At 40.9% G+C, this 21912-nt stretch carries 26 protein-coding genes, 1 pseudogene and 1 riboswitch; of the genes and pseudogenes, 7 read left to right on the top strand and 20 right to left on the bottom strand.

Annotated elements, in window-relative coordinates:
• Nucleotides 1-7 precede the first annotated feature (7 nt).
• Nucleotides 8-247 (bottom strand): glutaredoxin family protein, encoded by a 240-nt coding sequence (locus tag ACZ5XR_RS10240; protein WP_464501550.1) that lies wholly within the window; start codon nt 245-247, stop codon nt 8-10.
• Nucleotides 244-1062, bottom strand: coding sequence for an MBL fold metallo-hydrolase (locus tag ACZ5XR_RS10235; protein WP_464501549.1), 819 nt, complete (start codon nt 1060-1062; stop codon nt 244-246). Before ACZ5XR_RS10235 ends, ACZ5XR_RS10240 begins: the two co-directional genes overlap by 4 nt.
• A gap of 334 nt (nt 1063-1396) precedes the next feature.
• Here ACZ5XR_RS10235 and ACZ5XR_RS10230 point away from each other — a divergent pair, with 334 nt between their 5' ends.
• Nucleotides 1397-2215: a putative protein N(5)-glutamine methyltransferase gene (locus ACZ5XR_RS10230; RefSeq protein WP_464501548.1), complete on the top strand. Its 819-nt coding sequence runs from the start codon at nt 1397-1399 to the stop codon at nt 2213-2215.
• Nucleotides 2216-2265: 50 nt separating this feature from the next.
• On the opposite strand, the gene ACZ5XR_RS10225 is transcribed toward ACZ5XR_RS10230, so the two are convergent.
• The 8 genes from ACZ5XR_RS10225 to thiM form a co-directional block, all read right to left on the bottom strand.
• Nucleotides 2266-3255, bottom strand: a complete 990-nt coding sequence (locus ACZ5XR_RS10225; protein ID WP_464501547.1) for an ABC transporter substrate-binding protein — start codon at nt 3253-3255, stop codon at nt 2266-2268.
• 14 nt (nt 3256-3269) lie between these two features.
• Complete coding sequence (locus ACZ5XR_RS10220) at nt 3270-4037, bottom strand: ABC transporter permease (protein ID WP_464501546.1); 768 nt, start codon at nt 4035-4037, stop codon at nt 3270-3272.
• Nucleotides 4027-4704: an ABC transporter ATP-binding protein gene (locus tag ACZ5XR_RS10215; protein ID WP_464501545.1), complete on the bottom strand. Its 678-nt coding sequence runs from the start codon at nt 4702-4704 to the stop codon at nt 4027-4029. The genes ACZ5XR_RS10220 and ACZ5XR_RS10215 overlap by 11 nt, the downstream gene beginning before the upstream one ends.
• Nucleotides 4705-4786: 82 nt before the next feature.
• Complete coding sequence (gene tenA / locus ACZ5XR_RS10210) at nt 4787-5458, bottom strand: thiaminase II (RefSeq protein ID WP_464501544.1); 672 nt, start codon at nt 5456-5458, stop codon at nt 4787-4789.
• Nucleotides 5455-6747 carry an acetylornithine deacetylase gene (locus ACZ5XR_RS10205; protein ID WP_464501543.1) on the bottom strand — a complete coding sequence of 431 codons (1293 nt, stop codon included), beginning with the start codon at nt 6745-6747 and terminating at the stop codon, nt 5455-5457. Before ACZ5XR_RS10205 ends, tenA begins: the two co-directional genes overlap by 4 nt.
• 14 nt (nt 6748-6761) lie before the next feature.
• On the bottom strand, nt 6762-7424 hold the full coding sequence (gene thiE / locus ACZ5XR_RS10200; RefSeq protein ID WP_464501542.1) for a thiamine phosphate synthase: 663 nt from the start codon (nt 7422-7424) through the stop codon (nt 6762-6764).
• Entirely contained in the window at nt 7415-8233 is an 819-nt protein-coding gene (gene thiD, locus ACZ5XR_RS10195; protein WP_464501541.1) for a bifunctional hydroxymethylpyrimidine kinase/phosphomethylpyrimidine kinase, read from the bottom strand. Before thiD ends, thiE begins: the two co-directional genes overlap by 10 nt.
• A 13-nt stretch (nt 8234-8246) precedes the next feature.
• The gene (gene thiM / locus ACZ5XR_RS10190) at nt 8247-9053 is read right to left on the bottom strand and encodes a hydroxyethylthiazole kinase (protein ID WP_464501540.1); all 807 of its coding nucleotides are present in this window, start codon (nt 9051-9053) and stop codon (nt 8247-8249) included.
• Between the two features lie 128 nt (nt 9054-9181).
• Nucleotides 9182-9291, bottom strand: a riboswitch (TPP riboswitch).
• Between the two features lie 239 nt (nt 9292-9530).
• Here thiM and ACZ5XR_RS10185 point away from each other — a divergent pair.
• Together ACZ5XR_RS10185 and ACZ5XR_RS10180 are read left to right on the top strand one after the other, a co-directional pair.
• The gene (locus tag ACZ5XR_RS10185) at nt 9531-10757 is read left to right on the top strand and encodes an MFS transporter (RefSeq protein WP_464501539.1); all 1227 of its coding nucleotides are present in this window, start codon (nt 9531-9533) and stop codon (nt 10755-10757) included.
• A 16-nt stretch (nt 10758-10773) separates the two neighbouring features.
• Nucleotides 10774-11073, top strand: coding sequence for a YciI family protein (locus tag ACZ5XR_RS10180; protein WP_464501538.1), 300 nt, complete (start codon nt 10774-10776; stop codon nt 11071-11073).
• A 34-nt stretch (nt 11074-11107) separates the two neighbouring features.
• Here the strand turns inward: ACZ5XR_RS10180 and argH are convergent, their stop codons facing one another.
• The gene (gene argH / locus ACZ5XR_RS10175) at nt 11108-12607 is read right to left on the bottom strand and encodes an argininosuccinate lyase (protein ID WP_464501537.1); all 1500 of its coding nucleotides are present in this window, start codon (nt 12605-12607) and stop codon (nt 11108-11110) included.
• A gap of 154 nt (nt 12608-12761) precedes the next feature.
• Between argH and ACZ5XR_RS10170 the strand changes: the two genes are divergently transcribed.
• From ACZ5XR_RS10170 to ACZ5XR_RS10155, 4 genes are all read left to right on the top strand, one after another.
• Nucleotides 12762-13508 (top strand): protein-glutamine gamma-glutamyltransferase, encoded by a 747-nt coding sequence (locus tag ACZ5XR_RS10170; protein WP_464501536.1) that lies wholly within the window; start codon nt 12762-12764, stop codon nt 13506-13508.
• Nucleotides 13509-13703: 195 nt separating this feature from the next.
• Complete coding sequence (locus ACZ5XR_RS10165) at nt 13704-14618, top strand: DMT family transporter (RefSeq protein WP_464501535.1); 915 nt, start codon at nt 13704-13706, stop codon at nt 14616-14618.
• A gap of 177 nt (nt 14619-14795) precedes the next feature.
• The gene (locus tag ACZ5XR_RS10160) at nt 14796-14924 is read left to right on the top strand and encodes a hypothetical protein (RefSeq protein WP_464501534.1); all 129 of its coding nucleotides are present in this window, start codon (nt 14796-14798) and stop codon (nt 14922-14924) included.
• A gap of 205 nt (nt 14925-15129) precedes the next feature.
• Complete coding sequence (locus ACZ5XR_RS10155; protein WP_464501533.1) at nt 15130-15528, top strand: hypothetical protein; 399 nt, start codon at nt 15130-15132, stop codon at nt 15526-15528.
• Nucleotides 15529-15718: 190 nt separating this feature from the next.
• On the opposite strand, the pseudogene ACZ5XR_RS10150 reads toward ACZ5XR_RS10155, so the two are convergent.
• The 9 genes and pseudogenes from ACZ5XR_RS10150 to ltrA all read right to left on the bottom strand — a co-directional run.
• A pseudogene (locus ACZ5XR_RS10150) lies at nt 15719-16006 on the bottom strand (gas vesicle protein); the annotation flags it as partial.
• Nucleotides 16007-16028: 22 nt separating this feature from the next.
• Nucleotides 16029-16292 carry a gas vesicle protein K gene (locus tag ACZ5XR_RS10145; protein WP_464501532.1) on the bottom strand — a complete coding sequence of 88 codons (264 nt, stop codon included), beginning with the start codon at nt 16290-16292 and terminating at the stop codon, nt 16029-16031.
• The gene (locus tag ACZ5XR_RS10140) at nt 16264-16503 is read right to left on the bottom strand and encodes a gas vesicle protein (RefSeq protein WP_464501531.1); all 240 of its coding nucleotides are present in this window, start codon (nt 16501-16503) and stop codon (nt 16264-16266) included. Before ACZ5XR_RS10140 ends, ACZ5XR_RS10145 begins: the two co-directional genes overlap by 29 nt.
• Nucleotides 16503-17327 (bottom strand): GvpL/GvpF family gas vesicle protein, encoded by an 825-nt coding sequence (locus ACZ5XR_RS10135; RefSeq protein WP_464501530.1) that lies wholly within the window; start codon nt 17325-17327, stop codon nt 16503-16505. The genes ACZ5XR_RS10140 and ACZ5XR_RS10135 overlap by 1 nt, the downstream gene beginning before the upstream one ends.
• A gap of 15 nt (nt 17328-17342) precedes the next feature.
• Nucleotides 17343-17585, bottom strand: coding sequence for a gas vesicle protein GvpG (locus ACZ5XR_RS10130; RefSeq protein WP_464501529.1), 243 nt, complete (start codon nt 17583-17585; stop codon nt 17343-17345).
• Nucleotides 17582-18340 (bottom strand): GvpL/GvpF family gas vesicle protein, encoded by a 759-nt coding sequence (locus ACZ5XR_RS10125; protein WP_464501528.1) that lies wholly within the window; start codon nt 18338-18340, stop codon nt 17582-17584. The genes ACZ5XR_RS10130 and ACZ5XR_RS10125 overlap by 4 nt, the downstream gene beginning before the upstream one ends.
• A complete protein-coding gene (gene gvpN, locus ACZ5XR_RS10120) occupies nt 18337-19239 on the bottom strand; it encodes a gas vesicle protein GvpN (RefSeq protein WP_464501527.1) in 903 nt (300 codons plus the stop codon). The genes ACZ5XR_RS10125 and gvpN overlap by 4 nt, the downstream gene beginning before the upstream one ends.
• A gap of 84 nt (nt 19240-19323) precedes the next feature.
• Nucleotides 19324-19572: a gas vesicle structural protein GvpA gene (gvpA, locus tag ACZ5XR_RS10115; RefSeq protein WP_464501526.1), complete on the bottom strand. Its 249-nt coding sequence runs from the start codon at nt 19570-19572 to the stop codon at nt 19324-19326.
• A gap of 337 nt (nt 19573-19909) precedes the next feature.
• Nucleotides 19910-21235: a group II intron reverse transcriptase/maturase gene (gene ltrA, locus ACZ5XR_RS10110; RefSeq protein WP_464497298.1), complete on the bottom strand. Its 1326-nt coding sequence runs from the start codon at nt 21233-21235 to the stop codon at nt 19910-19912.
• Nucleotides 21236-21912 lie beyond the last annotated feature (677 nt).

Here is a 21912-nt window from a genome sequence, read left to right as displayed (position 1 = left end):
TGGCCATTTATTTTTTGGCAATTTCGATCAGTTCCTTTAATTCGTTTGTAAATCCCTTAACTACATGCTTTTCCACGACAGTGACAGGCACTCCCATAAATCCAAACTGTTCCACTTCCTTTTGATATTCAGGATTGATCGATACATCTCTTGTCTCAAATGGAATCCCTTCCTCTGTAAGGACTTTTTTGACCATTGTGCACTCGATGCAATCCTTCGTCGTATAAACGATTACTTGTTTGCTCATGATTCATTCCCCTTCTGCTCTTTCCAAACTGCTAGATTATCCTGATGTCTTTTTTTCAAATTGGTTAGAAAACGGTAGTTCTTTTCATGCAAAAACCCAGTAAATGCTTCCCCATTTTGTTCATTTTTCACAAGCGCCAAATATTCCTTTGAATCATTCAAACGTTTTTGGATTTCACTCACTTCTGCTGCTACACTGCCATGGCCGGTTATGACCACTAAATGATGATTCTCACTGAGCAGCCTCTGAACGGTCATCAAGGTTTTATCGTATTCCCGATAGCTATGATACACAAATGGAAATTCAATATCTGAAAGGTAATCGCCGGCAATTAGCAGGTTTAATGACTCCACAACAACGAATAAACCGTCATTATTGTGACCTATTGCATGATAAAATGAAAGCTGCGTATCCCCTATCATTAATTGCTGACCATCCTTTTCAATCGCGTGGTCAATAGTAGGATATTCAACCGGGTATGGGCGGGAAATATAAAAATCATCATCATATTTGATCAGATCTTCGATTTGCTTTTCCCTAAGCGGACTTTCTACAAACTCCCTGCTCGCAATTGTTTTTGCACCAGGGAAGTTAGGGTAGCCAACAATGTGGTCATAATCTGAATGGGTAAAAAAGAGATAGACGGGCCTTTCCCCTTTGATATTATCCACATGGAGACGAATTTCATCGATTTCATGGGGGAAATAGCCAGGATCGACGACAAGAACCATATCATGGGTACTGATAACCGTTGAATTTAATTGAAACATCGCACTTTGAAAAACGGTGACATTTTTTGTCTTATAAATAATCATTGTTTTCTCCTTTCAATTCAACACTAATTTGCATTTTATGACAAAGTAATGCGGGAAATGTCTGTTTTTGCGCTTTCCCGAGAAATCTTCGGAAATAAATTGTTTGCGCTTACATTCATAAACTATGCCGTATCTACTTTGCAACAAACCAACAGGCATAGCATTAGTTTAGTATATTTTCTAAATAATTGCCCACTCTCACATGCACAAAAGGACAAATTATTTATATTCATCCAGAATAATCCCCTCATTTTTACAATTTGTTAAAGCTACGTAATGGAATTATTGTGTTAATATTAATAATATTCCGACTCAAAGGAAATGAGGGAAACTAATGAGCTTTAAAGAAACACCCATTAATTTTAGACATGCGGATCCCTTTCTTTATAAAATGATTGCCAATAAGCTGCGGCAAGCGGGATGTGTTTTTGCCGAGGATGAAACACGAATGCTCCTTTCCTCGGCAAAAAGCCAGGAAGAGCTTGACTCCATGCTGGAAAGGAGAATGTCCGGTTTGCCCCTGGAACACATCATAGGCTGGAAAGAGTTCTGCGGCATACGAATAGCGGTGGACCCGGGTGTCTTTGTCCCCCGCCGTCGATCTGAGTTTTTAGCCCTTCAGGCCGCCACCCTCCTGATGCCAGGAGACGTGGTGCTTGACTTGTGCTGCGGTACGGGCGCTTTAGGTTTTGTCTTGGCTGAAGTTCAGGAAGATATCAAGTTATTCGCCGTTGATATCGACCCGGCAGCGGTGAAGTGCGCCCGGAGAAACATCACATCCGTTGGTGGACATGTGTATGAAGGGAACCTCTATGAGCCTTTGCCAGCGAGTTTAAAAGGAAACGTCAATGTCCTTGTCGCAAACGCCCCTTACGTACCTACCGAGGTGATCGGACTTTTACCCGCGGAAGCCCGAATTCATGAGGCTCGAGTAGCACTTGATGGCGGCTCGGATGGGCTTGACGTCCAGCGACAGGTGGCCGCTGCTGCCCCCTTTTGGCTTGCACCAGGCGGTCATCTTCTAGTCGAAACAAGTGAAAAGCAGGCACGGCAGACCGTTGAGATTTTTGCTCAAAACGGGCTAATGCCTATAGTGGTAAACGACGAAGATTTGGATGCCACTGTTGTGATTGGCACTAAGCCCTCCCTATGAAACTAAAAAAAATCCTTCATAGACTCTATGAAGGATAAATCATACTGCTTTTAGAAATTCACAAATGCCTGCTTAGCATTAAGCGGGTTTTTTACCACCTTATTGTCATATAACCATTTTGCAACATTGGACCAGACCGCCAAGTCCTGATGACCGAATGTTACATTTTTTCCATCCATTAACGGCAGAAGAATCTGTAAGCTTTTCGTTTCCACCCCTTTATCTAATGGAGACGTTTTGTCTTCATGCTGCATTAAGATCGAAAGACCTTCCGCTGGGTGCTCCTGAACAAATTGCTGCCCCTTCCTTACCGCGGCCATAAACTTTTTAAACATCTCAGGCTTTTCTTTTAATTCCTTATCACTGGCAGTAAAAACTAATTCATAATAATCTGGCACTCCAAAATCTGCAGGATTGAATGTTCTCATGGGGTGCCCCTCTTTATCTAACAATAATTTCTCATGGTTTATATAACCGCCGATTAGGGCATCGGTCTTTTTCGTTGCCATGGCGGGAATGAGGTCCCAGCCAACATCGACCATTTTCGGTCCTTGCGGGTTACCTCCATCAGTTTTCACCATCGTTTGAATAATCGCTTCATCTAATGGAATCGATGGATAACCTACGGTTTTTCCTGCTAAATCCTTTGGTGATTTTATCGGCCCTGCTGCAGGAACCATCAATGTATTGAGCGGATGGCGGACAATCGCTCCAAAGGATTGAACGGGAATATTTTCGCCGCGGGCGATGAGAACCTGCGGCTGATAGCTGATCGCCATATCGACTTGGTTGGCTGCCACGAGTTTAAGAGGATCGTTCGTATCGGCAGGCATCTTAATATCGACATCGAGACCGTTTTCTTTGAAGTAGCCTTTTTCTTGTGCGACGTATAAAAACGAATGGACGGCGTTTGGATACCAATCCAGCATTAAGCTTACTTTTTGAAGTTTTTTGTCAGAAGCATTACTGCTATTCCCAGTGCTGCAAGCGCTCAACAGGACAACGACCAGACTTAACATAATTAATAAACTTTTTTTCATTGAAATGACTTCCTTTATCTTAATCTTTTTTTCAATACTAATTTTTCTAAAAATCCTATTAATAAAAAGAGGATAATTCCTAATAATGATAGGAGAAATATCGCGGCAAATACGGCATCTGCCTGCATATTTCCTGACATTCGCCGGCTGAAATAGCCCAAGCCAACACTGGCGCCGAGCCATTCCCCGATCGTTGCACCGACTACACAGTACACAGCGGACAACTTCAAGCCGGAAAAAATCGAGGGCAATGCCATAGGGATCTCGATTTTTTTAAAAATCTCCCATCTGCCGGCTCCCATTGTCAGCAGCAATTCGCGGTATTCATTCGCCCCGACCTTCAAACCGTCATAGGTGCTTACCACAATTGGAAAGAAAGCTGTTAAGATGGTAACGGCAATTTTACTCCATATCGAATAACCGAACCACATAATAAAAATTGGTGAAATGGCAATTAACGGAACCGTTTGCGAGATAACTAGAAACGGATAAAGAATCTTCTCCAACCTTTTGAAAAAATGCATGCTTACACCCAATAATGTGCCGCCGATCATGGACAGGCCAAAACCGATCAAGACTTCATTTAATGTTGCAGGCAAATGTTCTTCCAACAATATCTCTCTGTTATCTACCAACGATTTCCATATAGAAGTGGGAGCCGGCAATATGAAAGCAGGTATTTTCCCATGCGCTACCACCCATTGCCAGCTGCTGGTGATCACCACAATCACTAATAAAAACATGCCATATTCTTCTATCCATTTTTTCCATCTAGCTTTCATGGCGAATCAGCAGCTCCAATTCTTTTCTCAAATCGATAAAATCTGATTGATAAATCTGTTCCATACTTCTTGGTCGTGGCAAATGGATTATGACTTCCTTTATCTTCCCGCCGCTTGTCTTCGGCAGAAGGTAAATCCGGTCGCTTAACAAAATGGCTTCCTCCAGGTCATGGGTAATGAACATAACCGTCTTTTGTAAAATTCCCCATAATTCTAATAACCAGCCGTGCATGTTCCGTTTTGTCAGGGAGTCCAGAGCTCCAAAAGGCTCATCTAATAATAAAAGATCCTTATTCGTCATGATCGTACGTAAAAAAGCAGCGCGCTGCCTCATTCCACCTGACAATTCATGGGGATAGGCTTTTTCATATTCTGATAGACCAAACCGTTCTAACCATTCCCTCACTTCTGCCATTTTCTCAAGCTTGTTTTCTTTCGATAGCTCTACAGGGAGGAGGATATTTTCCATGATGGTTCTCCATGGTAAAAGAAGATCCTTTTGCGGCATATAGCCTACTTTACCTAATCGGTCCTTGGACTCCTTCCCCTCAATCCAAATTTGTCCCTCATCTTGCTCAAGCAATCCGGTAATCAGCTTAAAAAGGGTGCTCTTCCCCGATCCGCTTGCCCCGATGATGGAAACAAATTCTCCTGCTTTTACTTCCAAGGAAACCTTTTGAAAAATTGATTTCGAACCGTTCTCACTTGGGAATACATATGATATGTCTTTCACAGATAACATCGATGAGTTAGACAGGCCACTCGCCCCCTTTGTATACCATATCCCAGAACATGTACTCAAAGCGGGAGGTTGTCAGGAAATGTTCCTCCAGGATCGCCAGGTCCCGATCGGGTTTCCCTTCGGTCAATTCGTTTAATAAATCAATTAACCAAGCTGCCAATGTTCCAAATTCATCGGATGAATACATGGTAATCCACTCGCCATATAGCGGGTGTTCGCCTGAGCCTGGATAGGTTTTGGCGAGCATTTTTCCAATCTCCCAATAGCTCCACATGCAAGGAAGGAGGGCAGAGATTAGTTCTTCCAATGAACCATTCTGCGCAACATTTAACATGTAACGCGTATAAGCTAAGTTGATAGGAGCAGGCTCCTCTTCTTCCAGCTGCTGAAGGGTAATGCCAAACCGCTCCGCATATTGACGGTGCAAATCCATTTCGCCATGCAGTGTTTCATTTAAAAGGCCTGCGAATTTTCCCATCGTCTCAAGATCTCTGGCCTTCACGGCTCCGAAGGCAAACAGCTTGGAATAATCAATTAGAAATACATAGTCCTGCTTCATATAACGGATAAACGATTCAACGGGTAAATCCCCTTTGCCCAATCCCGTCACAAATGGATGCTGGTGGGTTTTTTCCCATATTTCTGAAACTTTTTCCAAAAGAGTTTGAGAGAACTTCATTGATGCGCTTCCTTTCTGGTGTTGCACCATTCAGCGATAAAGGCGGCAAGTACTTTTGTAAAATCGAGCAATTGACCGATCTCAACCTTTTCATTCACCGCATGGGCATCCTCTAATTTACCTGGTCCAAAAATAACCGTTGGGATCCCTGCCCGCCCCAGCCAGCCTGCATCTGTAACAGTTGTGGACATTCCGACAGAGGCGGATTGCCTTAGCATTTTTTGATACGAATGGACCAATGCCTGAGTTCCAGCCTGATCAGGGTCAATTTCTAACGAAGGAAAAATTTCCCCACGGTCGACAATCATGGATTTGCCTCCCCAAACAAATTGCGGAGGGTTCTCCCTTAGCCATGGATCTGCCGCTGCGACTGCACCAATATGATTTTCAATTTCTTGAATAATCTCTTGATAATCTTCATTTGGATAGAAATGAACGGTTACCCACAGCGCACAACGATCTGCTACAAACGCTGCATGCCTGCCGCCTTCAATAACAGCAGGATTAATGGTATTTGAGCCGGGAGGAAAACCCTCATAAGTTTTCGTCACGGCCCAGTGGCGTTCAAGTTCTTGAAGGCCTGTGACGATTTTCATCATTTTTTCGATGGCGCTCGCTCCATTCATACCACCGCCGGCATGAATCATTTTTCTGCGGAGACCATCATGGTATGTTTCTTTGCTTTGTACCGTAATCCAACCGGTTATGACGCCACCCTGCCCTTGGATCTGCAAGTCACTTGTATCGACAACGACCGCAAAATCTCCAGTATATCCTCTTTCCGTACAAGCGAGTGTACCCGCTTCCCCTGCTTCTTCTCCGATGACGGATTGAAACTGAAGATCGCCGTTTAACGTGATGCCAAGTTCTTTTAAGAGTTTAATAGCAATGAGTGAGGCGGCGATGCCGCCCTTCATATCGGCAACACCGCGGCCATAAATATAGGGACCTTGAATGGTTGCAGAAAATGGGGAATTGTCCCACTCTTGATCGTCACCGACTTCGGCAACATCGATATGTCCATTAATGATCAAGCTGTTGTATTGTCCTGGTGTTTCTCCCTGTAAATTACCGACCACATTAGGGTCACCAGGGTAAACATCCCATTTGTCCGTTTCAAACCCCAATCCTTCCAAATACCCTTGAATAAAATCCTGTACTTCATTCGTATTTCGGGCAGGAGGACTAACGGTCGGAAAAGCAACCAGTCTTGTTAAAAGATGGATTAATTCCGATTTCCTAGCCTCTACCTCGATTGATATTTTTTCAAACAGGTCCTCAGAAATCATTACTTCACCCCACTTTAAGCGAATTTGCCAACATTGTCTTTTAATGCTTTGGCAGCTTCAGCGGGTGATGTAGCGTGGCTGATTGCCGTAATGATGGAAACACCATCTGCACCCGCCTGTACGACTAAAGCAGCGTTTTCAATCGTTATTCCTCCAATGCCAACGATTGGAAAATCTATTCCTTTTTTCCGTAATGTTTCAATGAGGTCAGTGCCACTAGATTCCTTTGCATCCTCTTTTGTTTTCGTTGGAAAAATGGGTCCAATACCAAAATAATCTGCGCCCTCTTCCATTGCAGCTGTTGCTTCTTCTGGCGTATGGACGGAAACGCCAAGGATTTTATCGCAACCAATTCTTTCTCTGACCGTTTTCACTGGTTCGTCCTCTTGGCCAATATGAACACCATCCGCATTAAGGGCCATCGCAAGCTCAATATCATCATTGACAATGAACGGGATATTGTGATCCTTGCAAATCCTTTGAAGTTCTTTAGCCAGGGCTAGTTTGGCTGTTCCCGTTAAGGCATCGGCACCTTTTTCACGAAATTGAAAAAGAGTAATGCCCCCTTCAATTGCCTCTTTTAATACTTCTTTCGGATCCTTCAGACAGTTGGGGCTGCCCATAATAAAGTAGACTTTTAAAGCCTGCCGCAATGCTTGTTCAGTGGTTAGTAGCATGATGTGTCGGACTCCTTTCTTGTATTTCGATAGGCCCAATGATTGGTCGGCCCATGGCCATGACCAATATTGATTTGTTGTTCGATGGCCGCTTGGATAAAATCCTTTGCTTTGCAAACGGCCTCATAGACTGATGCCCCTTTTGCCAGCTCCGCTGTGATGACGGCCGAAAAAGTACACCCGGTTCCATGCGTGTTCTTTGTGTCGATTCGTTTGCTCTTAAAGGTATAAAATTCCGTCCCATCAAATAATAGATCCGTAGATTCAGTCTGATCTTCATCATGACCGCCTTTGATGACGATATTTTTTACGCCGTAATCCCAAAGTCGCCTTGCCGCCTCTTTCTTTTGATCGTCCGTTTGAATCGTCATTCCCGTTAATTCCTCTGCCTCAGGAATGTTCGGAGTAATGACCTTTGAAAGTGGCAGCAGATAGCGCTTCATAGCAGAAATGGCCTCCAGCTGCAGTAAGGATGCGCCTCCTTTAGCGATCATGACAGGGTCAACGACGACATTTTCCCATTGATACTGCTGAAGTTTTTCTGAAACAGCTTCAATAATTTCCGCATTAAAGAGCATACCGGTTTTAATGGCATCCGCACCGATATCTTCTCCGATCGATTGAATTTGTTTGGCAACAGCTTCCGCAGTCATCGGGTAAACCGCCTGAACTCCAAGTGTGTTTTGGGCCGTAATGGCGGTCAACGCTGACATTCCAAAGACTTCTAATTCTTGAAAGGTCTTAAGGTCTGCTTGGATTCCTGCGCCGCCTCCGGAGTCGGATCCGGCAATCGTTAAGGCTTTTTTCATGATGGTTTCCTCCCTAGAGTTTTCTAATAGAACTTGATTGTACGATATCTTCGTTTGAAACCTGTGCCAATTGGTTTAAAAACTCGATTTGGAAGCTGCCTGGTCCTTGTTCAACCGTTTTTGCCGCAGCTTTTTCAGCCGCAATTCCGTAATAGGTTAATGCTGCGACAGCTGCCGTTAGTAAATCTTTTTCCACACCGGCAAATGCGCCGATCACAGAGGTTAATAAGCAGCCGGTGCCTGTCACCTTTGTTAGAATTGGATGTCCATTGGCAACAACATAGGTGGTAATCCCATCCGTTACGACATCCTCTTTGCCAGTGATGACGACAACCGTATTCATTTTGGAAGCAGCCGTTTTCGCCAAGTCTACGATATTTCCTTTAACGGCCCCCGCATCAACACCCTTGATTTCCCAGTTTTCACCGGCCACATTGGCAATCTCAGCTGCGTTTCCTCGTATGATTGAAACGTTCAGCTCTTTCATGATTTTTTGTGCGGTTTCCGTCCGGTAAGGAGTAGCCCCTGCTCCAACTGGGTCAAAAATGACAGGGACACTATGTTCATTGGCAGATTTACCAGCAATGATCATCGACTCAACATTCTGAGGATTCAATGTCCCAATATTTAAAACGAGTGAACTCGAAATTTTCGCCATATCCGCGACCTCTTCGGCTGCATAGGCCATAACGGGCGATGCGCCAAGTGCCAAGAGTCCATTTGCCGTAAAATTTGTCACAACCACATTGGTGATATTATGTACAAGCGGGTTTACCTCCCTCACTTTTTGTAACGCAGCAATAATAGATGTTTTTTCCATGTTTGTTTTCCTCCTAATTTATATTGAAATTGATAAGGTTGTTTTTCCTTTAGGAAGTTCGGGCCGCCAATTTTTACAAATAAAAAGCCAGATCCATAACAGGACCCGGCTGGCACGTGAGCAACACAAAAATTCGCTTGCTACTTTCCTACGCTGGTATAATCCAGATCAGGTCCGAAGGGTTAAAAATGTCGCCATTTTCTCTCAGCCCGCTAAGCAGGCACCCCTAGTAGATAACACATATCAAATTAGCTTCATCATACCCCTATAAACTAATTAAGTAAAGAAATAAATAATCACAATAATTCTCCTAATTTACAATAAAAGGGGAAGTGTCCATCCTGCACGGACAAACGGGGAAGTTTGTCCTTTTGTGGTGCCTGTCACCAAAAAAAGCTTTTGTAGATGGCTGTAGTTTTGGCTGTGGTTTGGTTGTATAATATTTTTAGATATTTATAGTGGGTTTGGTGGAGGCTTATGCGAACGTTTAATGAGAAGATTAGTATTTATCATGGGATGGTTTCGACTATTGCTGTGAATCTTGCGGGGAATTTTTATCCGATTTTTGCGATTTCTATTTTGAATGCATCGAATTATCAGGTAGGCCTGATCAGTTCCCTTCCGCCTTTGGTTGCTTTGATCATGACGATTCCAACTGCGATGATGTTCAACCGGTTAGAGCAGCAGAAGAAAACGGTGGCCGTTTCTGTTTTATGGGCTCGATTGATGTTTTTGTTATTAATAGGTGTGGTTTACCTTTCTACTTCATACCAGGCGTGGACTTTTTTAATCATCATTGCCTTAATGAATATTCCCGGCACCGTATCAAACATCGGCTGGCAAACGCTGATTAGCGGCATGATTAAAGAAGAACGGCGTGGAACATTTTTCAGTGACCGCAATCGATTGTTAACCGTTGTTGGCATGATTTCAACCCTCATTATCGGAATAATCATGAAAAAACAGACCTATAACGTTTCGGCCTATCAGTGGTTATTTTTTGCCACTTTCCTTTTTGGCTTAGGAGAAGTTTATTTCTTAATGAAACACCGGGAAAAAAGTCAACCCAAGTCGAATTTGCAAAACAAAAATTCTTTGATGAATTGGACCATCTTTAAAGATCATGGGTACAAATGGTTCCTTATTGCGGCCCTATGTTTTAATTTCACATGGCAGATGTCTTGGGGAATTTTTAATATTTATAATGTAAAATATGCACATGCCACGATTTTGTGGATCAGCCTCTTTTCAGTCGGGAATCAGTTAGTCCAAATTTTCACCTTCCCATTATGGAAAAAATGGGCCGACCAAAAATCAAACACTTTAATGTTGGTTTGGGTTGCACTTGGAATGGCACTAGCTCCATTTTTAACAGTCCTGTCAACAAATCTAATCTATTTAACTATTATTCAAATGCTTTCAGGATTTTTTGTATCCGGAACATTGCTCCTCCTTTTCAATTTACTCCTGGAGCAATCTCCAAAGGAGACCAGAACCTATTGCATTACCACCTATAATGTCCTTTTATCCTTTGTGGCCTTTATCTCGCCGCAAATTGGCATCTGGCTATTAGATGCAACCGGCATCCAAAAATCAATGGAGTTAAATTCCGTTTTAAGGGGCATCAGCGCATTGGTTTTCTTGCTCATGTATCTAAAATCCATTAAGCAAGATAAAGCGTTGCTAATAAAAAGTAAGGCCTAATTTATTAAAAGGAGAAATGATGTTGAAAGAGTTTGTTTATCTAATCAGACCAACCCGGGAAAATTTTATGGATACCATGACTCAAGAAGAATCTGAGATCATGGACCAGCATTTTGATTATTTGAAAGATCTTTTAGAAAAAGAACAGCTTATTATGGCAGGACCTTGTTTGGACGCCGCCTTTGGAATCTGTGTGATTGCGGCAGATTCATGGGATTCCGCACAAAAAATCATGAAAAATGACCCCGCCGTTTCCAATGGGGTCATGAATAGTGAATTACATCCATATCGTGTCTCGCTTTTGCAGGGACGTTAGGAAAAGTCGGAGTTCCGGCTTTTCTTTTTTTCGTTCAAGCCTCTTCAAATGCATATCCAAGCAATTGCTTCTTTTTAAACTTCAATTCTTCCATTATTTTTTCATAGTTTTTCTTTTCAATGACAAGCTGCTGTTTTCTTGTTTCGATCATCCTTTGAACTTCCTTAGGACTTGGACCCCCTTGGATTGATCTAATTTCAATAAAGTAAGCAGGGGAAATGATTTTGTTCCAAACCTCATCCGTTAGAGTGACATCGGCATAACCTTTTATCATCATATTAATTTCATCAACGTCCCAGTCATAAAGTTCTTTTTCCTGCTTGGCTGTTGTTTTAGCGATGAAACTAGCGATCGTATGTGCTTTCCGAAATGGAAGTTGGTAATCCCGTACAAGCGTATCTGCTAATTCTGTTATCGTAATACATGATTTTGCTGCCATTTTCTTTGCATGTTCTTTATTTATTTCGAGTGTGGCAATGACGGCATACATCAGCTTTAAAACGCGGTTTGCCTTGTTAAATGCCCTGTATAAGTGCGGCTGAAGATCGTCTTCTGTATCAACGATATCGCCAAACGGTGTGTTGTGGATCATTTGCATGGCTGCTAATGCGTCGCTGTAAGCGCTCGAGGCAATGGCCCGTGAATGCTCAATCGATACCGGATTCCTTTTTTGCGGCATAATGCTGCTTACTTGGACATAAGGGTCAGCGACATGAAAGGTCGCAAATTCCCGGGTCACGTGCTGGAGAAAATCCTGAATCCACCTGCCTGTATTCACCATGCAAGTCATAATCGCCGTTGCCGTTTCTGTTAAATAATCGGCTCCTGCAACAGCGTCATATGAGTTTTCGATTATTTTATCAAATCCTAATAATTCACACGTCCGCATGCGGTTAATCGGGAACCCGGTAGTCGTGAAGGCTGCGGCACCAAGCGGAGATTGGTTAACCCTTTTATAGGCTGACCATAAACGTCCTATGTCCCGCTTCATAACATCATAGATGGCCAAAAAATAATGCCCGACAGTCGTCGGCTGGGCCGGTTGGGTATGGGTATATCCTGTTAAAATGGTTTCTTTATGAAGCTCGGATTGCTCTAATAACACTTCAGATAATTGGTACCCTTGATGGATCATTTCTAAAAGGTGGCCCCTAAGAATCATGCGATACATCGCGACACCCATATCATTGCGGCTGCGGCCGATGTGGATTTTCCCGGCCAATTCCTCGCCCATTTCCTCTGAAATTTTTGCCTCCATCATAAAGAATAAATCCTCAAACTGCGGTTGATAGGAAAGCGCTGCCGGATCCGTTTCTGCCACTTTATTAATGCCCGAGAGGATCCTTTTTGCTTCGTCTTTTTTCAATATTTGCTGTTCAGCGAGCATGATGGTATGGGCCCGGTGAATATCAAACATCGCATGAAATAGGAAGTCCCTTTGGTCATTAAAAATGGGAATCAGCAGTTCTTCCGCGTAGGTTTTTCCTGGAAAAGCATTTCCGTCGTTCTTGATAAATTCCTTTCGTTTACTCATACATTCCACTCCGTCTTTTTGCTTTCAAAAGCCCATATATAATCCTATGTTATTCCTTTCGAGATGGTTTCACTGTTGCCTCTGCACTTGTCACCTTTCTGGTCATAAATTCATATTTATTTAGGAAGGGATTGATTGGTTTGGGGGACTTTTCATGATAAAAGTTGGCGGTGAGGTTAAGAAGCCTCAGGAGTTGTTTCATTATATTACTGATCCGGTACAGAGGATTATTTTAAAACAAATGGCAGCATATGATGTTGTTTATGAATATTTAACGGTTGATTATCTAAAATTTGAACTATTATTTCGCATCAACACCTTAAAGGCAGCCCAGGCTCTGAACAAAAGCGGTGCAAAGTTTACAACCTATTATTATGCAATCTGCAATCGAAAGTATTGGGATCGTTTAGCGAATGGCGGGTTTCTAATAAAAGATAATATTAGTCCCTCCACTGCCATTTTGGATATTCTTAGAAATGGGCCAAAATATGCATTTGAATGTTCGACGGCCATTGCTATTTGCTTATATATCGCAACCGTTTATTCCATTGGTCCAGAATTATTTGATACCTATTTTCAAAGGCTATATTTATATGATTGGCAATTTGATGAGGACCTCTCCGTCCTTCCAAAAGACGGAGATGATTTTATAATAGGGGATGTTCTGCATTTTAATAACCCTGATTTTGATCCCAGACTGCCGCATTGGCGCGCTGAAAATGTTATTTATTTTGGCGATGATCGATTTTTTGGTCACGGAATCGGCATCCGAAATGCCAAAGCGTTTATTGACTTTCTTAATAAAAAAAGAAAACCGAATCCGAGGCAATCTGCATATTTAATGCGACAAGTAACAAGACCTAATTATCAAGCCATTTATAATTTGAGATTTCAAAGCTAGCCTTTCAGAAATCATACAGATTCTCACAAACACGCATAATGTCCGCCTGAGGTGGACATTATGCGTGTTTTGTCTTTTTGCGGTGCCTGTCACCAAAAATGTCACAAAAAAAGGTATTTCGTTACACGAAACACGGTGCTATAATTATAATCGGTTTTTAATTTGCTCATATTGGAAAGGTATGTGTTTAACATCATGTCGATGCGTAAAAATAAAGCATTAATCAGTTTATTTTTGGTTTCTATTTTATGGGGATGTAATTATCCGGTTAGTGCTTACCTGCTGCATGGCTTCTCACCTGTTTTTTTATCAACGGTTCGGATTTGTTTTACTTCTCTGTTTCTCATCATTGTTGCCCTTTGCCGAAGGGGTGTTAGAAGGCTTACGTCACAAGAATGGAAGTATTTAATCGGGGTCGGCATTTTTGGTACGCTTTTGAACCAAACTTTTTATTTTACAGGACTTCACCATACTACACCTGCGAACGCTTCTTTAATCCTTGCTTTATCACCCATTGCGACGATTTTATTGGAACGAGCTATTTTTAAAGTGAAGTTAACTGTAAAAAAATCGTTAGGTGCCATTATTAGTTTAATAGGCGTTTTTTCGATCATTGGCGTTGCTTCTGGCTCAATGGGGGTTTCGTTTGGAGATTTAAATATTGTCGTCGCTATGCTTTGTTTGTCTATTAGTCTTTTATATATTCGACGTTTGTCTAAAACATTGAATTCTTACGTGATTACGGTTTACGCAACTGTATTGGGAAGTGTCCTGATGATTCCGGCTGCAGGTGTGGAGAATCTTGTGAGCGGGTCAGTCATCAGCCATTCACCATCCATGTGGATCCTATTAATTTGCGCCGGTATTCTTGCACAAGGCATCGCTGGTTTTTGGTGGAATAGCGGCGTTTCGGAAGCCGGAGCGGGAACAGCATCTATGTTCATGAATATCCAGCCCTTCGTTGCCATTATCGCTTCCCATTTTATTTTGGGTGACCGAATACTTCCCATGCAAATTTTAGGTGGCATTTTAGTCCTACTTGGCGTATTCATTGCAAATCTTCCAACCGTTAAACCAATGGTTCCAAATGTAACCAATAAAAGTGTATAAACAAAAATATGGCCACCTGGTGTGGTCATTTTTTTTGCTTCAAACCTCACTTTAAAATAGGCTGTCCCATTTTTCTATTATCGTGATATCCGTTTAAGCCTGTCCACCAATTCCACATATACTAAGCTTTGTAAGGGCCCCTTATATTAATTTTGAAAAAGGAAAGGGGGTAGTGAATTGACTTTTTCTCTTGCGACTTTCCTTGTTGTAGTAGTCTTATTGGTTGCATTGCTGCTTGCAAGCTTGCTAAATGTTGACCAAGCTCCAATTTTAGCTGCTATTTGTGCAACATTGGGCTGCAGCTAATCCCTTTTTGCGCCAAAGGCTCTGCACTTGTTTCATCTAGAAAAAAATGCAGTACCATTCAATGACTCTAGAAGGTTATTTGAATATTAAAATAGCCTTCTAGGGTTTTTCAAAAAAGATATTCAAGAATTCAATACACATTCGGCTGTAAATTAATATCATAAGGTATGGATTTAAAATTAAGTATGTAAAGGTGGGCTAAATAATGGATGAACCCAAAAATGAGAATAACGCTTCTTCAATCAGTAATGAGTTAAATAAGGAAGCTATTATGAATCTCGCTAACAATCTAACAAAAAATGAAAATACGATTGATATGAGCTCGATTATGAGAATGGCAACCAATCTTCTAACAGATAATTCCCTTTTGAACTCAGTTAAAGAATTGGGGAATGTTAATAAAGCTCCCGCTCAGGACGAAGCAACGACAAACGATAACCAGAATAACAAAGAAATAACAGCAATATTTGAACAAATGGAGAAACTGATGGATGAGATTTCAAAAATGAATAAAAATCTTATGGCCGTTTTAGAACAAAATGAACAATTAATAAAATTAATGCAACCGAATGACAAGTCGGAGAAAAAAAGGAAAAAGTACTAATTGAAAATCACCCAAATTAAAAACCTTGAGAAATCAAGGTTTTTAATTCGTAAAAAATAGTTTAAATATCTCCTTTATATTGTTTGCCTAAATATTTTTTCGTTTCATTTTTTTCTTCAATTTCCAAAGGAAATGCTGCTTCCTCATTAACAGATGGAAAAACTTTTTCTTCATCGTTTCGTGGCAGCGCCTTCGCGTCCACCAGCTGCTCAAGCTTATTTATTCTTTCAATTAATAGATGATGTTCTTGTTCTGCGATTCTACCCTTCGAAGAGTAGTACGGGTCTCTTTCCCACCAATCCATTCCAATTTCCCGTGCCTTATCCACAGAAGCTACGAGGAGCCTGATTTTTATTGTCAGCAGGTCTACATCTGCCAACGATATTTTAATATCCCCTGCGATCACCACTCCCTTATCGAGAATTTTTTCTAAAACTTCGAGTAAATTGGTTGTTTGGGGTCCATTTTGAATGGGCATTAAATCTCACCTCCGCGATTCTTTACAGCAATTTTCCAAGCGGCCCCAGTTCAATATTCAAATCTTCCTTTTCTAAGCCAAAAACCCTTTTTAATTCTTCCATTTTTTCTTCCAGCCTCATTAATGTTAAACCCAGTTCCTCTAATTGATCGTCAGTAAGCGAATCATTCTCAACTCTTCGCATTGCCTGTCTTTCCATTAACTGGCGCAGAAGCTCGATGATCGTTAAGACTAACTTTGCTAACCCCTGCTCCACTTTATTTGAGTCCAGTAATATTCGTTCCACCTGCGATTGCCTCCCTAGCAAATTTGCGGTTGTTTGTTCCAAAGGCAGTTTCAATGGATGAAATAAGCAGCTGTAGGTCCACCAATATGAGGTCAATATTGGCAATCGATATGACGATTTCCCCTGTAACCACAACACCGGTATCAATAATTCCATCCAAAAGATCTAATAGGGTCATTTCTTTATTTTCAAATGGATGAAATTGTTCCATTACGAAGACTCCATTTTTGAAAAATGATAAGGCGGCCACGGTCCCGTTATTTGGATCATACATCCCATTTCCTCGAACCCCTGTTCAACTTCTTTCATTTTTTCTAAAAACGAATCGATATTCCTTGCCTCTATTAAGTAATCACAATTGATAATCATGTCATCTTTTCTCTCCGTTACCTCTTTTCCCCAATTCCTCCGTAAATTTGTTTCGGAAACGAAGGATGTTACCTGATCATTTATCTGGCGGCACCATTTCGATTGTTCGATTTCAAATTGATCCGCAATCAGACTTTCCAGCTTCTTTTTCATTAAAAACTGTTTCCCTTTTGGCATAAATGCCAGTTTTTCTTTTAACTCTAAAACTGCTGCATTTTTCTCCATTACGTAAGCCAACGCTTTACTTTTGTGACAAAACATTTTTACATTCCATTCTTGCTTATCCTTAAGCGCTAATAATCTTTGATGAATTCTTTCATACCGATTGGCTACTAAGCTTTCAAAATTCATCTCATTTTGATAAATGGTACAAAAGGACATCGGAATGATCGTAAAATGCTGGGAAATATTTGAGATAACTTCATGATGATGAAATGCTTTTTCTTTTAGCCATTCTGCATCTTTTAATTGAAGGTTTATATGCTGTTGTGAATAATTATTAGAATCCACCAGGGTCATAATCGCGGCAACATCTTTATACAATTTAACCGCGATCATTCGTTGATCGATTCCCAAAATAGAAGGAACCTCTGACTTTTGAAGTTCCTCTGCTAAAATGAAACCGTATATATATAGAAAATCCATTTCAAGCTTTATGTTTGTCATACTTCCTCCTCCAAACTATTCACTATCAATCTGATTCTTTTCACGTTCTTTGGCTATTTTATATCTATTAAGGAGTTCTTCTTCTTTCGCAATATATGTTTCTTCGTCCATTTCCTCCATTTCAAACATCATATGCAATTCGACAAGCTGTTGTTGCAAGTACGGAATATTGTAAAGCTCCTGGTCAACCTCTTCCTGGATTTTTTCCCCAAGTTTGATTAACGAACGGAATGGCAAGGTAAACAATTTATGAATCATGACTTTCCCTCAATCCTTAAACGAATATTGACAAAATTATAGGCTGGCCATGGACCTGAATATTTAAAATCCACTTTATCCTGCCAGACTTCATATAATTCATTCACCTTCTGATCAAAGGATTCTTCCTGATCTTTTTCCACTAAAAAAGCGGAATTCAAAAGGATTTTTCCTGGTATTGTACGATTGAGTTTCCCTGCTGCTGCAAGCTCTAATAATGGTTCGTATATCTCTTTCTCCACTCTATTTTCGAGAAGCATAACAAAATTTTGAGCATGTTCCCCTATTTCAATCTGTTCATAAAAAGAGCCCGGAGCTGCAAGATCCTTCTTTGCGTTTTTCCATTCATTTAGTAATGGATCCTTTTTCATTTCCTGCTCAATCCAATCTTTTTTTGCTTGGACCTTTAAGCCCACCTCGATCTTGTTTTCTAATTCGGAAAATAATTTATCAAGTTCTTCATACAAATGTTTCGTAATAAGAATGACATCCTCCTCTGAATGAAACACATTTCCAAAGCTCATAGGGATTATCGTATATTGCTTCATCACGTTTGAGATGGTCGATTGATGGGCCAATAAATTATTCCTTACCGGTAAAACCTCATCATCCACCCTTGCTGCTACCATTGCTACATCTTGGTGGTGTATCGTATATACCTCGTTTTCTTGTCCATTTAAGAGGACAGTTCCAAATTGTATGGGTTTTTTTTCTTGAATAGCACAGAATACATACACACCATTTTTTGATGTCATAGCTGTTCTTCCTTTCTCAGCAATTCCTTGATAATTAAGTCTCGAACTGCATCACGTCCAAGATCGGGATTCCCTTGTTTAACTGCTCTTGATAACAAATCCAAGCAAAGGTCTTGAAAGGCTTTATTTTCCGGCTGGACGGGGATATCTGCAATTTTGGCAATTGTCCCAACCATTAAGGATGACCGTAAACTTGGACCATTCCCATTCGAAAAAGATCGTAACCTTGAAACGAGCGTCACTATTATTTGGGCGTCCTGTTTGTTTAAACCTATTTTCTTTTGAAGGATTTCCATCTCTGTTTGATTGTCACAAATATCTAAGCTGATGGTGATCAATCGATCCATCAGTGCGTTTTGGGTGTGAAAGGTTCCAGCATATTCATCCGGATTACTTGTAAAGATAATGGAGAAATCAGGATGGCTTTTTATAGCTGATTCCTTCCCTTTCCCATATATAGGGAGAACTTTTTCTTCCAAAAGGGCTAGAAATATATTATTCGTTTCAGGAAGGGAACGTGAAAACTCATCGTAAATCACGACATGTCCATTTTTTACTGCCTCTACAAGCTGGCCATTGATCCAAAGCGGTTTGATTTCTTGGCTCAGTTTATAAACGGAATGAATATAATTATCAACCACTTCTTTTTTGGTAATTCCATAATATTGACCTAACAGATCCTTATTTGACAATTCATGATGTCCCCGGATGATGGTAATGGGCCTGTTTAATTGGCTGGCAATAAAGTAAGCCAAACTCGTTTTTCCTACTCCCGATGGTCCAACAAAATGGACTGGATATCCTGCTTTCATGTATTTAATCGCTCTTGCGATAATGTCATCGAAAAAAGCAGTTTTCACAAATCCACCGGACTCCTCTTCTTTCATTGAATGATTCAATATCATTCCTCCTACTTTCATAAGATAATTTCAAAAAAATGAGCCAAGGCTTATGACGATCCTTAGCTCCCACTTACAAACTATTTATAGTGCAGCCTCGACACCGACTTCCTCCCCAGCACTTTGAGATTGATTATTTAGAAGTCCTACCGCCTTTGCATATTTTAACCACGTATCAACGCTGGCAATAACAATTCGACCATCAATCGTAAGCAACTCGATCCCTACTAATGAAACACGCAGCCATAAGTCGATTACAACCCCTTTATCCAATATGCGGTCAATTACTTCAGCAAGGCTTGAGGAGTCTACACTCTTTTGAATAGCAGCCATAAAATCCCCTCCTTCCATTAGCTGTACCAAAGGGAGACCTGTATAAGATATTCCTAATTTTCAACTCTGGTGACGCCACACTCTCCTTTATGACAGCAGAATTCTTCGTTAATAACGAATTCATATATTATATGAAAATAGTAATTTCATCGTGTGGACAAACACTCATTCATTTGAGAGGATATATTTTTCTTTATTAAGAATTACTTCAAGTGTAACTTTTTGGAAGGATTCAAAGGAGCCACTCTAACAGAAGAAAATAGAGTAGGCGCATGAGAAATTTCATGCGCCTCTCACAGATCCGTACGTGCGGGTCATCGCATACGGCTCCTCCACTTTATCCCCTTTGGGGATGTAGTTCGTTGTATATGTCTAAAAGAAAAACAAGTTTAATTTCCCGAAACCTTTCATTCGGAATCGCAAAATGAACGTGCTCAGTCTTAGAATTCCTCCATCTAGTCATTGAAAGATGCGGAAGTTCACCCTTCCAATTCCTTTTCCGAAGCTCCCTGTGGAGCTTTCTTATTTTTCTCCAGCTTCTTAACTGAATCATTCTTAGCCTTCTTCGAATCCATGTATCCAATTTTTGAAATAGTTTTTTTGAAAAGCCAATTCCAAAGTATCTTCCCCATCCTCTAATAATGGGATTTAATCGATGCTTGACGAATTCTTCCAGGTTAACTGTTAGATTTCTTTTCGTTACATCTTTGATACTTTTCTTAAACTTCTTTACTGCTTTGTCTGATGGAGAATGGAAATATCCTCTTTTGAAAACATACCCTAAGAAGATAAACGGTTCTTCGTAGTTGTCTACAATCTTAGTTTTGTCTGGGTGCACTTTCAATCCTAACTTTTCATCTAAGAGCTTCACTACCGTTCTTAGTACTCTTTCTGCTCCCTTTCGGGATTTGCAACAGATGACGAAGTCATCCGCGTACCTTGTAATACGGTGACCTCTTTCCATCATCATTTCATCGAGCGGATGCAAATAGATGTTCGCTAACAATGGACTGATTACGCCACCCTGAGGACTCCCCTTGTCACTCTCATAGAAAATACCATTTTCAAGGATTCCCGATTTTAAGAACTGCAAAATTAGCGCCAATACTCTATTATCCACAACTTCTTCTTTGATTAATTCGATAAGCTTATCATGAGGAATTGAATCAAAATAAGTCTTTATATCGGCATCAATTACAAAGGTGTACCCATCCATCAAATCCTTTCGGATTTTGTCTATCGCCATATGTGCACTACGGTTCGGACGAAATCCAAAACTACAGTCTAAGAATTTCTGTTCAAAGATTGGTTCAAGTATTCTTTTAGTTGCAGCTTGGAGAACTCGGTCTTCTACTGTTGGAATTCCCAGTGGACGTTTTGTACCATCAGCTTTTGGAATAAAAACTCTTCTAACTGGTTTTGCACGATATGTTTTCAAACGCAAAGATTCTTGGAGCACTCTTAAGTTGTGTTCCAATTCAATTTCATAATCTTTAATCGTTACTTTATCCACTCCGTGTGAACCGCGATTTTTCTTCACGTCATAGAAAGCTTGTTCCAGGTTTTGATAGTTCCATAATTTATCCATTAGGCTGTACCACTTGCGTTTCTTTTTAGAATTCTCCACTACACGTAAGCTTCGTTTTCCTATTGATTCATTCATGCATTCGATTCCTTTCCCAATACAATATCAACTGAATAGGTAAACCAATGGCTGATATTTGATATTAGTACTTCGCCCTAAACAACCTACTTTCTTTCGGTCTCGATTCTTCGGCTTTCTGCCTCATCGACTTCTGTTTAGTACATGACGAGTAAATAAGTTCGTATTGCTTTTCTTCGATGGACAGACGGGCTTCGCATCAGTCCACTGCCTTTTGAGTCAGTGCCCGCCTTATCAACTTTGTGATAAGTCACTTGTCTTTGTGGCGTTTCCAACAAGTTTATTCACTACTATCCCCTGCTCTGACTTCTCACCTTCCATAATCCATTTCTTGTCCTTCGCGGCTTTGAAAAAGAGTTACCACCTACGGTGGAGATGATGAGATCTCCTTGGGTCACGTTCATCGCCTTTCACTCGAATCCAGTCCTCATAACTAATAAGATACAGAGTGGTATTGGACATCCCCATTTTATGCAAGGTTATCCCACCTTACCAGCCAACATGGTTACAGCCACCTGTTCCGAGTTTTGCCTTCAAGTCCTCCGCACGAAATCTCACGATACTCGCACTACCTGTCAGCTATACATTTCCGCCACAACGGCATGTTAGGGACTTTCACCCATTAGAGCGATGCGCTGCCAAGCGCACATAAAAAATGTCCACCTGGGGTGGACATT

The organism is Neobacillus sp. Fa239 (assembly GCF_055395235.1).
This window is presented reverse-complemented; position numbering and strand designations above follow the sequence as displayed.

Bases quoted from the DNA above. Each gene is read 5' to 3' on its own strand.
- ACZ5XR_RS10240 (WP_464501550.1), bottom strand. From the start codon at position 247: ATGAGCAAACAAGTAATCGTTTATACGACGAAGGATTGCATCGAGTGC.
- ACZ5XR_RS10235 (WP_464501549.1), bottom strand. From the start codon at position 1,062: ATGATTATTTATAAGACAAAAAATGTCACCGTTTTTCAAAGTGCGATG.
- ACZ5XR_RS10230 (WP_464501548.1), top strand. From the start codon at position 1,397: ATGAGCTTTAAAGAAACACCCATTAATTTTAGACATGCGGATCCCTTT.
- ACZ5XR_RS10225 (WP_464501547.1), bottom strand. From the start codon at position 3,255: ATGAAAAAAAGTTTATTAATTATGTTAAGTCTGGTCGTTGTCCTGTTG.
- ACZ5XR_RS10220 (WP_464501546.1), bottom strand. From the start codon at position 4,037: ATGAAAGCTAGATGGAAAAAATGGATAGAAGAATATGGCATGTTTTTA.
- tenA (WP_464501544.1), bottom strand. From the start codon at position 5,458: ATGAAGTTCTCTCAAACTCTTTTGGAAAAAGTTTCAGAAATATGGGAA.
- ACZ5XR_RS10205 (WP_464501543.1), bottom strand. From the start codon at position 6,747: ATGATTTCTGAGGACCTGTTTGAAAAAATATCAATCGAGGTAGAGGCT.
- thiE (WP_464501542.1), bottom strand. From the start codon at position 7,424: ATGCTACTAACCACTGAACAAGCATTGCGGCAGGCTTTAAAAGTCTAC.
- thiD (WP_464501541.1), bottom strand. From the start codon at position 8,233: ATGAAAAAAGCCTTAACGATTGCCGGATCCGACTCCGGAGGCGGCGCA.
- thiM (WP_464501540.1), bottom strand. From the start codon at position 9,053: ATGGAAAAAACATCTATTATTGCTGCGTTACAAAAAGTGAGGGAGGTA.
- ACZ5XR_RS10185 (WP_464501539.1), top strand. From the start codon at position 9,531: ATGCGAACGTTTAATGAGAAGATTAGTATTTATCATGGGATGGTTTCG.
- ACZ5XR_RS10180 (WP_464501538.1), top strand. From the start codon at position 10,774: ATGATGTTGAAAGAGTTTGTTTATCTAATCAGACCAACCCGGGAAAAT.
- argH (WP_464501537.1), bottom strand. From the start codon at position 12,607: ATGAGTAAACGAAAGGAATTTATCAAGAACGACGGAAATGCTTTTCCA.
- ACZ5XR_RS10170 (WP_464501536.1), top strand. From the start codon at position 12,762: ATGATAAAAGTTGGCGGTGAGGTTAAGAAGCCTCAGGAGTTGTTTCAT.
- ACZ5XR_RS10165 (WP_464501535.1), top strand. From the start codon at position 13,704: ATGTCGATGCGTAAAAATAAAGCATTAATCAGTTTATTTTTGGTTTCT.
- ACZ5XR_RS10155 (WP_464501533.1), top strand. From the start codon at position 15,130: ATGGATGAACCCAAAAATGAGAATAACGCTTCTTCAATCAGTAATGAG.
- ACZ5XR_RS10140 (WP_464501531.1), bottom strand. From the start codon at position 16,503: ATGGAACAATTTCATCCATTTGAAAATAAAGAAATGACCCTATTAGAT.
- ACZ5XR_RS10135 (WP_464501530.1), bottom strand. From the start codon at position 17,327: ATGACAAACATAAAGCTTGAAATGGATTTTCTATATATATACGGTTTC.
- ACZ5XR_RS10130 (WP_464501529.1), bottom strand. From the start codon at position 17,585: ATGATTCATAAATTGTTTACCTTGCCATTCCGTTCGTTAATCAAACTT.
- ACZ5XR_RS10125 (WP_464501528.1), bottom strand. From the start codon at position 18,340: ATGACATCAAAAAATGGTGTGTATGTATTCTGTGCTATTCAAGAAAAA.
- gvpA (WP_464501526.1), bottom strand. From the start codon at position 19,572: ATGGCTGCTATTCAAAAGAGTGTAGACTCCTCAAGCCTTGCTGAAGTA.
- ltrA (WP_464497298.1), bottom strand. From the start codon at position 21,235: ATGAATGAATCAATAGGAAAACGAAGCTTACGTGTAGTGGAGAATTCT.